At 58.2% G+C, this 14,682-nt stretch carries 12 protein-coding genes; 8 read left to right on the forward strand and 4 right to left on the reverse strand.

All coding sequences use genetic code 11. From position 1 onward, the window contains the following. Positions 1–5 precede the first annotated feature (5 nt). Genes ACZ46I_RS00310 through ACZ46I_RS00320 form a run of 3 tightly spaced genes read left to right on the forward strand, consistent with a single transcriptional unit; the run spans position 6 to position 2,773 of the window. Entirely contained in the window at positions 6–971 is a 966-nt protein-coding gene (locus tag ACZ46I_RS00310; protein ID WP_226508678.1) for an iron-sulfur cluster assembly scaffold protein, read from the forward strand. Positions 972–1,018: 47 nt separating this feature from the next. Then, entirely contained in the window at positions 1,019–1,759 is a 741-nt protein-coding gene (gene cysE / locus ACZ46I_RS00315; RefSeq protein WP_013505343.1) for a serine O-acetyltransferase, read from the forward strand. A gap of 21 nt (positions 1,760–1,780) precedes the next feature. After that, on the forward strand, positions 1,781–2,773 hold the full coding sequence (locus ACZ46I_RS00320; protein WP_464281064.1) for a radical SAM protein: 993 nt from the start codon (positions 1,781–1,783) through the stop codon (positions 2,771–2,773). Here ACZ46I_RS00320 and ACZ46I_RS00325 read toward each other — a convergent pair. Continuing rightward, positions 2,726–5,416, reverse strand: a complete 2,691-nt coding sequence (locus ACZ46I_RS00325; RefSeq protein ID WP_464281065.1) for a PAS domain S-box protein — start codon at positions 5,414–5,416, stop codon at positions 2,726–2,728. The two genes, ACZ46I_RS00320 and ACZ46I_RS00325, sit on opposite strands and share 48 nt — an antisense overlap. Before the next feature lie 152 nt (positions 5,417–5,568). On the opposite strand from ACZ46I_RS00325, the gene ACZ46I_RS00330 reads away from it, so the two are divergent. Both ACZ46I_RS00330 and ACZ46I_RS00335 read left to right on the forward strand, forming a co-directional pair. Next, complete coding sequence (locus ACZ46I_RS00330) at positions 5,569–6,810, forward strand: MFS transporter (RefSeq protein WP_464281066.1); 1,242 nt, start codon at positions 5,569–5,571, stop codon at positions 6,808–6,810. Then, a complete protein-coding gene (locus ACZ46I_RS00335) occupies positions 6,794–7,273 on the forward strand; it encodes a methylated-DNA--[protein]-cysteine S-methyltransferase (RefSeq protein ID WP_464281067.1) in 480 nt (159 codons plus the stop codon). The genes ACZ46I_RS00330 and ACZ46I_RS00335 overlap by 17 nt, the downstream gene beginning before the upstream one ends. On the opposite strand, the gene ACZ46I_RS00340 is transcribed toward ACZ46I_RS00335, so the two are convergent. Beyond that, on the reverse strand, positions 7,270–7,578 hold the full coding sequence (locus ACZ46I_RS00340; RefSeq protein ID WP_013505338.1) for a hypothetical protein: 309 nt from the start codon (positions 7,576–7,578) through the stop codon (positions 7,270–7,272). The genes ACZ46I_RS00335 and ACZ46I_RS00340 overlap by 4 nt on opposite strands. 319 nt (positions 7,579–7,897) lie before the next feature. Here ACZ46I_RS00340 and ACZ46I_RS00345 point away from each other — a divergent pair, with 319 nt between their 5' ends. Genes ACZ46I_RS00345 through ACZ46I_RS00355 form a run of 3 tightly spaced genes read left to right on the forward strand, consistent with a single transcriptional unit; the run spans position 7,898 to position 12,187 of the window. Beyond that, a complete protein-coding gene (locus tag ACZ46I_RS00345; protein ID WP_013505337.1) occupies positions 7,898–8,623 on the forward strand; it encodes an ABC transporter ATP-binding protein in 726 nt (241 codons plus the stop codon). Next, positions 8,620–10,980 carry an ABC transporter permease gene (locus tag ACZ46I_RS00350; RefSeq protein WP_464281068.1) on the forward strand — a complete coding sequence of 787 codons (2,361 nt, stop codon included), beginning with the start codon at positions 8,620–8,622 and terminating at the stop codon, positions 10,978–10,980. The genes ACZ46I_RS00345 and ACZ46I_RS00350 overlap by 4 nt, the downstream gene beginning before the upstream one ends. Before the next feature lie 10 nt (positions 10,981–10,990). Then, positions 10,991–12,187 carry an efflux RND transporter periplasmic adaptor subunit gene (locus ACZ46I_RS00355; protein WP_464281069.1) on the forward strand — a complete coding sequence of 399 codons (1,197 nt, stop codon included), beginning with the start codon at positions 10,991–10,993 and terminating at the stop codon, positions 12,185–12,187. A gap of 172 nt (positions 12,188–12,359) precedes the next feature. Here ACZ46I_RS00355 and ACZ46I_RS00360 read toward each other — a convergent pair whose 3' ends face one another. Both ACZ46I_RS00360 and ACZ46I_RS00365 read right to left on the reverse strand, forming a co-directional pair. After that, positions 12,360–13,931, reverse strand: a complete 1,572-nt coding sequence (locus ACZ46I_RS00360; RefSeq protein ID WP_464281070.1) for an MlaD family protein — start codon at positions 13,929–13,931, stop codon at positions 12,360–12,362. Further along, positions 13,928–14,665, reverse strand: a complete 738-nt coding sequence (locus ACZ46I_RS00365) for an ABC transporter ATP-binding protein (protein WP_013505333.1) — start codon at positions 14,663–14,665, stop codon at positions 13,928–13,930. Before ACZ46I_RS00365 ends, ACZ46I_RS00360 begins: the two co-directional genes overlap by 4 nt. Positions 14,666–14,682: the final 17 nt, after the last annotated feature.

Below are 14,682 nucleotides of genomic sequence, written 5' to 3' on the forward strand. Positions count from 1 at the left end.
CAGACATGGCCAAAAAAGACTTACTCGGTGGATCTCTGTGGAGTGAATACTCCCAGGAAGTCAACCGCCGCATGGCAGATCCAAAGCATCGTGGCGATATCACAGAGGTTCAGGCACTGAAAATGGGCGGCAAGCTCATCGTCGCCGACTATGGCGCGGAATCCTGTGGTGATGCCGTACGCCTCTACTGGGTCATTGACCCGGCCACACACCGCATCCTCGACTGCCGTTTTAAAAGCTTTGGCTGCGGAACGGCCATCGCCTCCAGTGATGTCATGGCGGAACTGTGTATCGGCAAGACCGTTGACGAAGCCATTAAAATTACCAACATTGATGTGGAAATGGCCCTGCGCGACGACCCTGAAATTCCGGCAGTTCCTCCCCAGAAAATGCACTGCAGCGTCATGGCCTACGACGTCATCAAGCGCGCAGCCGCTATCTACAAACAGGTGGATGAAGCCAGCCTGGAAGAAGAGGTTATCGTGTGCGAGTGCGCCCGCGTCTCCCTGGGCACCATTGAAGAAGTCATCCGCATCAATAACCTCAAAACCGTAGAGGCGATCACCGACTACACCAAAGCCGGAGCCTTCTGCAAATCCTGCATCCAGCCGGGTGGTCATGAGAAGCGCGAGCACTACCTGGTGGATATACTCAAGCGGGTACGCGCGGAAATGGACGCCGAGCAGATCAAGGAGCAGGCCTCAGCCACTGACTTCAAGGCCATGTCGCTGGTCGGCAAAATCAAGGCCATCGACGAAGCACTGACCGCCCATGTCAAGCCTATGCTGGCACGGGATGGCGGCAGCGTCGAACTGGTGGACATCAAGGAAGGTGATAACGAGATCCTCGTTTTCATTCAGTATTCAGGTGCCTGCGCTGGCTGTGCCAGCAGCAACACCGGTACCTTGCAGGCAATTCTGGGGATACTGCGTGAAAAACTGGATGAGCGCATCATGGTAGTTCCCGTTTAGGCAAAAAGGACACAGACCAACGTACAGAGCACGAGGATAGAATCAATATGGGACTGATCAGAGCATTGCGGCATATGAAAGAGGATATCGACTCGGTTTTCAGTCGGGACCCTGCTGCCCGCAACAGCATTGAGGTCATTCTGTGCTACCCCGGGCTGCATGCCATCTGGATGCACCGGGTTTCGCACTGGTTCTGGCAGCGCCGGCTCTTCCTGACCGCCCGCCTGCACTCCCACCTGGCACGCTTTCTCACCGGCATTGAAATTCACCCCGGTGCCCGCATCGGGCGCCGGTTCTTTATCGACCACGGTATGGGAGTGGTCATTGGCGAAACAGCGGAAATCGGCGATGACGTCACTCTCTATCATCAGGTCACCCTGGGGGGCACCAGCTGGGCGAAAGAAAAGCGCCACCCGACCCTGGAGGATGGGGTGGTTATCGGTTCTGGCGCAAAAATCCTGGGACCTTTCACCGTGGGAGCGGGAGCAAAAATCGGCTCAAACAGCGTTGTGGTCCGCGCGGTCAGCCCGGGTAGCACCGTCGTGGGCATTCCCGGCAAGGAAATCCCCGGCCAGAAAGCAAAAGATGAGCCACGCGGCGATTCGAGCCGCGACAGCGAAACCTTCCAGAAGCAGGTGCGAATATCCCTGCAGCATGACGATATGCCAGATCCCGTCGCCAAGGTCTTCAACTGCCTGATTGACCGCATCAACACCCTGGAAGCGGAAATCAAAGAACTGCGCAAGACCACCCGCAAGCAGGAAGATAAAGACTATACTGCCGGCTGATTCGCCTATGGGAGCGCGTCTGTGATCATTCCCGTCTTTCTTCCCATGCAGGGATGTTCCAGCAGCTGCGTCTTCTGTGATCAGCATGCGATAACCGCGACACCAGCTCCGAGCCCCATCGACGTGGAAACACTGGTGAAAAGCCGCAACCCTGACGGCCAACCGGCCCAGCTCGCCTTCTACGGCGGCTCTTTTACCGCCCTGCCCCGGACGCGCCTCAAGGAGTATGTCGATACTGCCAGGCGCCTGCGCTCTGAAGGGCTTATCACGGGATTTCGCTGCTCCACCCGCCCCGACGCCATACATCACGAAGTGCTGGATATCCTGCAGCAGGGCGGCTGTGAAGCCATTGAGCTGGGAGTACAGTCAACGGATATCCGGGTACAGCAGCAGTCCGGCCGTATCCCCACCGACATGGATCAGCTGCACAGAGTTGTTGCAGCACTCCACCAGCGCAGCTGGCAGAGCGTCATTCAGCTTATGCCCGGCTTGCCGGGGGAGGATCAGGCCAGCTTTCTGCGGACCATCACTGACACCATCGCACTCTCCCCCCATGGGGTACGCCTCTATCCCACCCTGGTGCTTCGCGGCACCACCCTGCACACGATGTATGAAAGTGGCCACTACACGCCCCTTGACCTGGAACAGGCCATCCAGATGTGCTCCCGGGCCGTGTCCCGCTTCCGGGAACGCGGTATTCATATCGTGCGCATGGGGCTGCAGGACGGAGACTCCCTGCGCGAGACCATTGTGGCGGGGCCCTGGCACCCGGCCTTTGGAGAGCTGGTGGAATCGCGGCTCTGCCTGCAGGCGCTCCTTCCCTACAGGGAATCAGCGGTCGCGCTGCGCGCGCACCCGCGCCTGCGCAGCAAAATTGCCGGGCACAAGCGGCAGAACCTCACTGCACTGCAGTGGCAGGCACTCCCATTTGAGATGGATGAACAGCTTGGGATAAAAGAAGTAAGCTTACTCCTCGACAGCGGACAGTGGATCAGCCTGCCCCTGAACTGGTGAGAGCTGGCCTGGCAGTCTTATCTCAAAACAGGCGCCATCGCCTTCATTGAAGGCCCGTATGCTGCCGTGCATCTTCTCCACGATCAGTCGACTCATCCACAGGCCGATTCCGGAGCCCTTCTCACCTTTGGAAGAGATAAATGCTTCAAAAAGCTTCTCCGGCAAAAGCTCTTCAGGAATTCCTCCTCCATTATCACATACGGCAACCGCGACCCGAGGTCCGTCCAGTGAAACCCTCACCAGAATCTCCGGCTGCGCCACATGACGCTCATCAAAGGCGTCGCAGGCATTGTTAATCAGATTGAGCACCACCTGCTTGAACTCACCTGGGTAACCTATGGCCAACTGTGAAGCGCTGTTCTCCACGCGCACAGTGATATTCTGATTCATCAGACGCAGCTTGAGCAGATTCTGGACCTGGACAACCGAAGCCACCACATCAAAAGCGACAGCCTGGCGCGAAGGGATGAAAAACGTGCGGAAATCCTCGATGGTCTGCCCCATGAAGGCAATCTGCTGCAATATGGTTGCGATGGAGTCGCTGAGCTCTCCGTGACTGAGCTCATCGTGTTCGTACATGTCCACAACACCCTGGGCTATAACCGATATCGTGCTGAGAGGCTGATTCCACTGGTGAGCGATGGCGCCAATCATGCTTCCCAGCTCCGCCATCTTGGCCTGCTGTATGACAATGGCACACTGCTGCTCGCGCTCCTGCTGCAGGCGGTAGACCTCCGTCATGTCCCGCCAGACCACCAGCAGCTCACGGCACTCACCCCTGGTGATCGGCGTCAGAACAACCTCCAGAATAACTTCTGCGCCCAGTTTGTGCAGGTGCACCCATTCAAAACGCGTCATCTCCTGGCAGAAAGCCTGCTGCAGAATCCCGAACATCTTCTGCCCACTGGACTCACTCAGCAAAGGCTGCTGATCTGGCGAGATCTCAGCCGGCGAACGGCCGATAATTTCCTCCGGTGTATAGCCAAGGATATGCGCCCCCATGGGATTGCATTCCACAAAGATCCCCTGCTCGCTGAGAATAAGAATACCCTCAGGGCTCTTCTCAAAGAGCACCTGAAAGTTCGTCTCGCTTTGCGTGCGGCTGCGCACTTCCGCTTCGACACGCTTACTCAGCTGCTGATTAAACTCCAGCAGAATTTTCTCCGCTTCTTTGCGCGCCGAGACATCCGTGATAAAACCCTCAAGGGCGACGAGATTCCCCTGGGAATCGTAGACACCACGCCCCTGCTCCCAGACCCACCTTTCCTGCTTATCGGCAGTGGTGATGCGGTATTCGTGACGGAAAACTCCACGTTCCTTCAGGACATCACTCCACTTGCGACTGATGGCATCACGCTCCCCGGGGTGAATTATATCGTTAAAGGAAATCACCCTGTTCAGCACCAGGTCGCCTGCGGCATACCCCGTCAGCTCCTGGCACCCTTCACTGACAAACTCCATGGTCCAGTGCTCATCGTTACGACAGCGATAGGCGATCCCCGGCAGGTTCGACATCAGCGAGCTGAGCTGTCGACGACTTTCGGCCAGCGCCTCTTCTGCCCTTTTGCGTTCGCAGATAACACTATTGAACTGGTCGTTGAGAATAGCAAACTCATCGTCGCCGGTGATAATGCGGCGGGGCACAAAGGCGTCGCAGGTAGCCTCCTGGAAGTAGCGCGCCAGGTTGCTGGTTCTGCGGGAAAGGGCGCGCAAAAAGCGCAGCAGCACAATAAGTGACAGCACAAGCACCAGCAGCCCGACGGCAATGCCCGCGTTACGCAGCGGGTAAATTGGCTCGTAGAAGCTGTGGTGGGGCGTAAAGAGCACCAGCCGCCAGCCTGTTTCCGGAATATCCATGGAAGAGAGGAAGACCACCGTCCCACCGGGAGCCGTCAGGTAATCATTCTGCGCAAAAGGGAGATGCTCGGCCCACAGGTGTTCATACCGGGGCACCGGAGTGGAAGCCGTAATGGCTTGCTGGTGGCGATCAAAAAGCACCAGCTCTGCCCCTGCCGGCAATTCAACATTCTTCAGGATACGCTGCAGCTGCCCCAGGGAAACGTCTATGGCCATAACCCCAAGGTGGCTGCTGTTCTCAAGGTCACTGACCGCGATCACTGCCGATATCTGTGGAGTGCTGGTGATAATCTCCTGATACAGATCTGTCCATCCCACCTCGCCGGGGTCTTCCATGGCCTTTTTGTACCAGGGACGCTCATACATGTTAAAGTCGCGAGGTAACGGCGTATCGTCGGGCAGGAAGGTCACCTCACCAGTGGCACTATTACCAAAGTAGACAAAGAACACATCGTCGGTAAAATCAAGCAGGGCCTGCCAGCGATTCAGGAGCTCCGGGGGAAAGTTTCCGCTGTGTATCGCGCCATGAAGTGCGCTATCATTGGAAAGGGTATCCAGATAGTGCAGGCGCGTGGCAACCCAGGGAGTGATGGACGAGGAAACCACCGTTGACAGGATATCCTGGGTCGCATTCAACTGCTGCCGCAGCATATGCTCCTTCATAAAGGAGTGGGAAAACAGTGCCAGCCCGACCGTCGTCAGAAACACCAGCAAGATCAGCAGCAGCAGTGTGCGTATACGGGAAAAAGGCGAACTGTATCTGATTACCGACAGATCCGAAGCCATCAACGTTCCCTCCACCCGAAGATACGGTCACAATTAAAAATATGCACCTGAAATGTACACTCACGCCACACTCTTGACAAGACAAACTGAAAACCACTCACGCACCCTGGCCACCTTACTGTGTACAGCTGCACAATCCGCAACGAGGACATATGCGAAGCTACCTGGATCTGATACGAAAACACCCTGGACTCCTGGCGTTTGGTTTCTTTGGCACCTTTTTTTCCGGATTCGGTCAGACCTATTTTATTTCACTTTTCAACACCGATATCCGCGATGCTTTCTCCCTGAGCCACGGTGAATTCAGCATGATATATTCACTGGCAACCCTGGCCAGCGGCGTCAGTTTGATCTGGCTTGGCCAACTTGTCGACCGCATCAGACTGCAAACCTTTGTCATCGCCGTCTGCCTCGGTCTGGCTTTCGCGTGCGCTCTGCTGGCAAGCGCCTCCACGTGGATCATTCTGCTTCTGTCCATATTTCTGCTGCGCCTCCACGGCCAGGGGTTGATCTCCCACGCCGCCATCACTACCATGGCTCGCTGCTTTCACACTGCTCGCGGCAAAGCCCTGAGTATTGCCGCCATGGGATTTGCTGCAGCAGAAGGTATTTTCCCTGCCGTGGCAGTAATGGTCGTCGCCATTACCGGCTGGCGCACCGGCTGGGGCATTTTCGCCGCGATCCTCGTCTTCGTCGCTTTGCCCTGGCTGCTCTGGCTCCTTCGCGGTTCCTCCTGCGCACTCATCCAGGAAGCACTTCCTGACGGCACAAGCCGTGACGGCACCCCTTCCTGGAGCACCCGCCAAGTGATACGCGACCCCCTTTTCTTCCTGATAATCCCGGCCGCAACCGCGACTCCAGCCATTGTCACCGGCATCTTCTTTCATCAGCTATTTATCGCCGAGCAGAAAGCATGGTCCCTGAGTCTTATCGCCAGCGGCTTCAGCCTGTTTGCCATAATCCACATTCTCAGCATTTTTTTCATGGGACCTCTTGTGGACCGCCTTGGCGCCCGTACCCTTCTGCCTTGTATTCTTCTCCCCATGGCGCTGGGGGTCACCTTGCTGGCGTTCCTCTGCCACCCCTTTATTCTCTTCTTCTATATGGCCCTGGTTGCCATCACTCTGGGCAGCGCCCATCCGGTCATCAATTCACTGTGGGCTGAAGCTTACGGGACACGTTTTCTCGGCTCCATCCGGGCACTGAACCAGGGCATCATGGTTGTCTCCACCGCCATAGCCCCTGTACTCATGGGGCTTGCCATCGACGCGAACATATCACTGCAAACCATCGCCCTGGCCATTACTCTTTATATTCTGGTGTGCACAGGGCTGGCCACCACCGGGGCCATACACCTCAAGCGAAGGGAGGATAACCGTGAAAAGCTGTACTGAGTACCAGCAATCCCTGCCGACCCCTCTGGGAACCCTGTATATCAGAGCGACCACAGACGCCATTTTCAGCGTCAGCTTTGATGACAACACCTCAGCACAGGAAGGTACAAGTAACCACCTGACCCGCGCCTGCAGCATCCAGCTGCAGGAGTACTTCGACAGCCAGCGCAGGTTTTTTGATCTTCCCCTCGCCCCCCATGGCAGCGCATACAGCCGTACAGTATGGCAACTCCTGCGGGCAGAGATCCTCTGGGGCCAGCAGATTACCTATGGGGAACTGGCCCGGCGGGCAGGCCGCCCCGGCAGTGCCAGAGCAACAGGACGGGTTGTGGGAGCAAACCCCATTGGCATTATCATTCCCTGCCATCGGGTGGTTGCGGCACATGGAGGACTGGGTGGCTTCGGCTGGGGTATCGAGCGAAAAGTGTGGCTGCTGAACCACGAAAAAAAGCAGGGGCTCTAACCCCTGCTTTCCGATGAGCGGACAAGTTGCGTGATGGGCTTATTGGCATGGGCACCAACGATCTGCGCGATTTCCATATGATTATGGGGGCTGCTGACCAGATCCAGGTAGGTGGAACCAATCAGTTCCGTCTTATACAGTCTGAAGAGTTCGCCGTCATCCTTGACAACCACATTCCAGGTGCGCGAATCGGCAAAAACCACCACGTACTGGCCCACTGGCTCAGAACGCTTCATGGGAGCCAGAAACGCCAGCGCCACCAGTGCCACCGTGACAACCATCGGGATGACGATTTTCTTTCTCATTGGTAACCTCCTCCTGCATTCGCAGGAAAAAAAGGTCCGGGATTGTGCAGATCCCGGACGATGAGTGAGGAGTAAAAACCACCTGAAATGGCGATAAAATCAGGTAAGAGTATTATGGAAAAATGGGCCGGGAAAATCAACCCAAAAATCCCGCAACACCTTATTTTGAACCATATTGACACATTTATTTTACCCGGCGAGACCCTTCCCTCCATGGCAGTTTTGTAACTTTCTTGACCGGTCATGATAATGGTTTTACTATGTATCTGAAACCGCCACGCCATTCACTCAACACCCACAACTCCCTGGAGTGGTTTCCATGCAAGCCGTTTCCAACGACAAATCCGCTATCTTTGAAACCCGCAACCTGGTGAAAACCTACCCCATGGGCGAGGTCACCATCCACGCTCTGCGGGGAGTGGACTTACAGCTCTATGCCGGCGAGCTGGTGGTTCTGCTGGGTGCTTCGGGGTCGGGCAAATCCACCCTGCTCAATATCCTTGGCGGGCTGGACAGCGCCAGCGACGGCGAAGTGCGCTACCGTGACCAACTGCTCAGCAGTGCCAGCGACCAGGTGCTGACCCGCTTTCGCCGGGAGCATGTCGGTTTTGTCTTTCAGTTTTACAACCTTATTCCCAGCCTCACCGCCCGTGAAAATGTCGCCATCGCCACGGAGATCAGTCCCAGCCCCATGACTCCCGAAGAGGCCCTGCAGCTGGTGGAACTGGGGGATCGCATGGATCACTTCCCCGCCCAGCTCTCGGGAGGGGAGCAGCAGCGGGTGGCCATTGCCCGGGCCATTGCCAAGAGGCCTGCCGTTCTGCTGTGCGACGAGCCAACCGGTGCCCTGGATTCCCGCACCGGCGTGCTGGTGCTGGAAGCCATAGAGCATATCAACCGCGAACTGGGCACCACCACCGTCATCATCACCCACAACGAAGTCATCGGCCACATGGCTGATCGCGTCATTCGCCTCAGTGACGGACAGATTGCCGATACCCAGGAAAACACGCACCGCCTTCCTCCCCGGGAGCTGCACTGGTGAGCGCCCTGCACCGCAAGCTGCTGCGCGATCTGCTGACCATGAAAGGTCAGGTTGCCGCCATCGCCGTGGTGATTGCCGCCGGCGTCATGGTGCTCATCCTCTCGGTGATGACCCTTGACGCCATCACCCTTTCCCGTGACCGCTTTTATCAGGAGCAGCATTTTGCCCACATATTCAGCGAGGTCAAGCGCGCGCCAGAGGGTGTGGCCGAGCGACTGCGCCTGATCCCCGGGGTCAGTCAGGTGCAGACCCGTGTGCTGGCACCGGTACGTCTGGAAGTGGATGGCTTTTCCGATCCGGTGCGCGGATTGATCCTCGCATTGCCCGATGGCCATCAGCCGGATCTCAACCGCGTCTATCTCCGGGAAGGGAGCCTCCCCCAGCCAGGCTATGCCGACCAGGTGCTGATCACCGAAACCTTTTCCCAGGCCCATCAGCTCCACACGGGAGACCAGATCAGGGCCATCATCAATGGGCGTCTGGAAACCCTGACCATCAGCGGCGTGGGCCTCTCGCCAGAGTTTATCTATCTCCTGGGGCCCAATGACCTCATGCCCGACTACCACCGCTATGGCGTGCTGTGGATGAATCGTCGCGCTCTGGCCAACGCCCTCGACATGGATGGCGCCTTCAACAGCGTCCTGCTCAGCCTGCAGTCCGGCGCTGATATGGACACGGTGATCGACGCCGTCGACCTCATCCTGGCGCCCTACGGCAGCATTGGCGCCTATGGCCGCCATGATCAGATTTCCCACCGTTTTCTGCATGAAGAGCTGAACCAGCTGCGAGGCATGGCCATGGTACTGCCGGCCATCTTCCTGGGCGTGGCAGCCTTCCTGCTGCACGTGCTCATGGGCCGCATTGTCCACACCCAGCGCCAGCAGATTGCCGTCCTCAAGGCATTTGGCTACCGCAACCGGGAGATCGCTCTGCACTACATTCTGCTCACCAGCCTGATCGCCGTGCTGGGCAGCCTGCTGGGCATCGCCCTCGGAATATGGGCGGGCCAGGGTATGGCGGGTATCTACGCCGAATACTACCGCTTCCCCGTCATGAGCTTTCGACTGCAGCCTTCCACCCTGGCACTGGGATTGGCTGTTGCCTGCGGAGCAGCGATCCTGGGAGCTTCGCGGGCGGTGCAGAGCGCCGTCTCCCAAGCACCGGCCGAAGCCATGCGCCCGCCTGCGCCGGAACGCTTCCAGCGAGGCTGGCTTGAACAGCTGGCGCTGGGACGTTTTCTGGGGCAGACCAGCCGCATCATCGTGCGCACCCTCTCACGCCATCGGGTCAAAGCCTTTCTCACCGTGACCGGCATCAGTTTTTCCGGTGCGCTCCTGCTCATGGGCAGCTACCAATTCGGCTCCGTCAGTTTTCTGCTCGACCTGCAGTACCGCAAGGTTCTTCATATGGATCTGAACCTGGGATTCTCGGAACAGATGCCCCAGAGAGCAGCCGCGGAGCTGCGCGCTCTGCCGGGCGTCTCTTTTGTGGAAACCTATCGCAATGTGCCCGTGCGCCTGATTCATGGACGCAAGGACTATCGCACCGCCATCCAGGGCATGGAGGCGCAGCCCCAGATGCATCGCCTGCTGGACGCGCGCTACCAGCCCATAACCCTCCCCCCTGAAGGCCTGCTGCTCAGCAGCTATATTGCCGGCTATCTGGACGTGCGCGAAGGTGACATGGTGGAACTGGAAATCATGGAAGGCCACCGGCGAACCATCAGCGTCGCCCTGGCGGGCACCGTGGACGACCTGATCGGCGTGGGGGCCTATATGGAACGGCGCGCCCTCAACCGCCTGCTGCGGGAGGGGCCTGTGATCTCCGGTGCCTGGCTCATGACAGACCGCAGCCTCGAAGAGGAGCTTTTCCCACGCCTGTGGCAAATCCCCGCCGTAGCCAGCATCGGGCAGATATCCAATGCTGAGCGCATTATCCGCACCTACATGGAGGACACCATGCTGGTCTTCATGGGTATTCTGCTGGTCATGGCTGGTTCCATTGCCTTTGCTGTTGTGTATAATAATGCCCGCATCGCCTTTGCCGAGCGGTACCGGGAGCTGGCAACCCTGCGGGTGCTGGGCTTTACCCAGGCAGAAGTCGCCTGGGTTCTGATCGGCGAAGCAGCGCTGCTGACGTTTCTGGCCATTCCACTGGGCTGGCTGATCGGCACCGGCTTCGCCCTCATGGTCAACGAGGCCTTCAGCAGTGAACTGTTCCGACTGCCCCTGGTGGTCAGCCACCAGGTCTATGCCTTTGCCGCCCTCGGCGTCCTGCTGGCGTCGTCCTTATCCATCCTGCTGATCCTGCGTCGCCTGAAGGATCTGGACATGGCTGCCGCCCTGAAAACCGAATAAGGAAACCACCATGAGTCGAAAAAAGAAAATAACCACTGCCATCTTTCTCCTGGCCCTCGGTGGGCTGCTCTTCCTGGCCCTCATGCCTTCGCCGGTTTCAGTCTCGACCAGTGCCGCCCGCCACGGCTATTTTGCGGAATATGTGGAAGATGAGGGCTATACCCGTCTGCGCGACACCTATACCATTTCCGCGCCCATCAGCGGCCTGCTGCGCCGCTTAGAGCTGGAACCGGGCGACCAGGTCACCGCCGGTGACGCCGTGTTCACCATTGAGCCCGCCCCGGCACCGGCGCTGGATGTGCGCACCCGCGATCAGGCCCGCGAAAACCTTCTGGCCGCCCGTGCCCGCCTGGAAATGGCCCGGGCCGAACACCACAGCCGTGATGTGGAAGCCCGTTTTGCCGAAAGTGAGTACCTGCGGCAGCAGCAGCTATTCCAGCGCGACATCATCGCCGATAATGTTCTGGAGAAAGCCCTCAGCGACCGGCAGCGCAGCCGCGCTGCTGAACAGGCAGCAGCCGCCGCCGTTGAGGTGGCCCGTTATGAAATGGAGAATGCCCGCGCCGTGCTGGAGGTCACCGAAGGCACCCGGGTCAGCGCAGAAGATACCCTTCTGAGCATCCAGGCGCCGGTCAGTGGCGTTGTGCTGCGCCGCGACCGCTGCTGCGAAGGAGTGATTCAGGCCGGTGAGCCGGTGCTGGAAATCGGCAACCTGGACCAGCTGGAAGTTCAGGTGGATGTACTCTCCATGGATGCGGTGCGCATTGCGAAGGGTATGCGGGTTCTCCTGGAGCGCTGGGGAGGCGGCGAAGACCTGGAGGGGCGGGTGCGCCGTGTTGAACCGGCGGGATTCAAGCGCGTTTCAGCCCTGGGAGTAGACGAACAGCGCGTGCCGGTGCAGGTGGAAATCATCTCACCCCGCCTCCAGTGGCAGAATCTTGGAGATGGCTTCCGCATTGAAGCGCGCTTTGTGTTGTGGGAAGAGGAGGAAGTCCTTCAGATTCCCACCAGCGCCCTCTTTCGTCAGGCCGATGGCTGGAAGGTCTTTACGGTGGAAAACAGGCGGGCGCGACTGCGCGCAGTGGATATCGGCCGTCGCAGCGGCCTGAGCACGCAGATACTCTCCGGTCTGGCTGCCGGCGAGCTGGTTATCACGCACCCTGGCGACCAGGTAGCCGACGGGGTGCGGGTAAATGCCCAGAATTAGCCGCCAACAAAAACACCCCTGAGAGCTTACGGAAATACCTCAAAACCCGCAGGCAATTGAAAATGTTCAGATGCAAGGCGCTCGCGAAGCGGGGAATGCAGCGTACTCCCTGTACGTCGCAGTGACGAGCGATGCCCGGCAACGCAGCAGATGGTTTTTTTCAGAAGCCTGCTCAGGGCAGTGACATGCCACCCAGCAGATACTTGATGTACTCGTCGGTGAAGGTAAAGGCGACGCCCACAAAAGGACTCTTGCGGTGGTCGTTCAGGGGATCATCATAGCCGGCAGTGAAGAAGAAGTTCTCTGACAGGTAGAGATCGCCGTAAAACTTCAGGTGTGTCTCCATGTCGTCCTGGCGGGGCGAAAAGTCAAACGCTTCAGCCGAAACCCGCAGGCGACGATCAAACCAGGGGGGCACATAGGAAACACCAGCGCCAAAAGTAGTCTCCATCAGGCCCAGGCGGAACTCCAGGTTCTCCCGGGGCACAAAGCCGAACATCGCATTGAACTCGAAGGAGTAGTCGTTCTTGTCCTCCAGCGTGGTGGTATCGCTGGTCACGGTTCCCGTGGTATTGTCGGTCACGACCGTGCGTTTGATGGTGCGGGAATCGCGCCCGAAGGGCGTAGCCACCAGGCCGATATCGTAGAAGCGGTTCGTGCCCTCGGGGGTCAACCGCACGTTGAAGATGCCGCGATTTTCCGACTGCTCGGTCAGGAACTCCGAACGCACGGTGATATCAGTACGCAGGCCGCCGATCATCCCCGTCAACTCCTCTATGCCACGGCTGGCTGCCAGCAGGCTTTCGTGGAGCTCATCGGTATTCACCAGCTTTCCAAGGGTTCCATCGCCAGAGTTGATCTTTTCCGTAATTTCACTGAGGTGGCGCGACGTGGTGCTCAGGTCGCCGCTGAGCTGCCCGAAATTGTGAGTGGTGGTGCGGATATCGGCGCGATTTTCCGCCAGGATACCGTGCAGTTCGCCAAAGGCCCCATCGGCACTGTCAAAGGCACTGCGGGCACTGCTCATCACTTCAGGTGTCTGCTGACGCAGGCTGCGGGTCAGCACTTCCATGTTCTCGATCAGCGCGTTGATATTGTGCTCGTTGCGGGTGGTGATCTCCCGCAGGGTTTCGGAGATATGGGCCACATTGTCCAGGGTGCGGTTCAGGTTCTCCTGATTGGCCGCCACAATCTGGCTCAGGTTGAAGCTCAGCTCACGCAGGTAGAAGATCATCTCGTTGATGTTTTCATTGGTCTGAGGACTGCCGATGGAGGTTCGCAGGTTTTCGGTGATCTGCGAGACATCAGCCGCCACCTTGCCCAGGGTGGCCATGAGATCCTCGGTGCCCTCGCGACTGTTGAAGTGCTGGCTGCGCTGCCCATCGCCCAGAAAGGCTCTGGCACCGGGCACATGGTCAATACTCAGGTACTTTTCCCCCAGAACCCCCTCGGTGAGAATACGGGCTGGCGCGTTCTCGGCCACCGGATACTTTCGCTCCACGGAAGCGCTGACGATCACCTTTCCATTTTCCAGCAGGATGCTGTCCACGGAACCGATGGAGACCCCCGACATCTTGACCCGGGCTCCGCGATTCAGGCCTGCCACATCCTCAAAGGCAAACTCAACGGCGTAGTAGTTGTCGCCGTCAAGGCGCAGATCTCCAAGCTGTACGCTGGCGTATGTCAGCAGGGCAAAGGCCACGATGACCAGCAGCCCCACCTTGGCTTCGGCAGTAATATTCATAGCTCTCCCTTGACATCATAGGCAATGAAGGACTGTATCGTCTCGTTGTCAGATTCCAGAATCTCCTGGGGAGTTCCTGCGGCCAGGATATCGCCATAGTGAAGCATGATGATCCGGTCAGCCATTTTCAGAGCGCCCTTGATATCATGGGAGATGACAATGGACGTCGTCCCCAGTTTGGCATTGGTATCCAGAATCAGGCGATTGATAGAACGGGTCATAATGGGGTCAAGGCCCGTCGTGGGCTCATCGTAGAGGATGTACTGGGGATCAATGGCAATGGCGCGGGCCAGGCCCACCCGTTTGCGCATCCCTCCCGAAAGCTCGGAAGGCAGGCGATCCTCAACCTCCCCCAGGCCGACCATGTCCAGTTTCTCCCGCACACGGGCGCGGATTTCCGCCTTGCTCCAGCGGGTGTGCTCGCGCATGGGAAAGGCGATGTTCTCCTCCACGGTCATGGAGTCAAAGAGGGCCGACTCCTGAAAGAGCATGCCGAACTGCCGCCGGAAGTTCAGCAACTCACGGCTGTTCATGCGACCAAGTACCTGACCGTCAAACTCAATGGTGCCGCTGTCGGGTTCCATGAGCTTGATCAGGTGTTTCAGCAGCACCGACTTGCCGGAACCGGAACCGCCGATGATGACCGTGATCCTGCCCTTTTCGATGTCAAGATTCAGGCCACGCAGAACATGGTTCTTGCCAAAACTTTTATGGAGATCGCGGATACGTATCACCTGAGCTGCAACTCCTG

It is taken from the genome of Desulfurispirillum alkaliphilum (assembly GCF_055378285.1).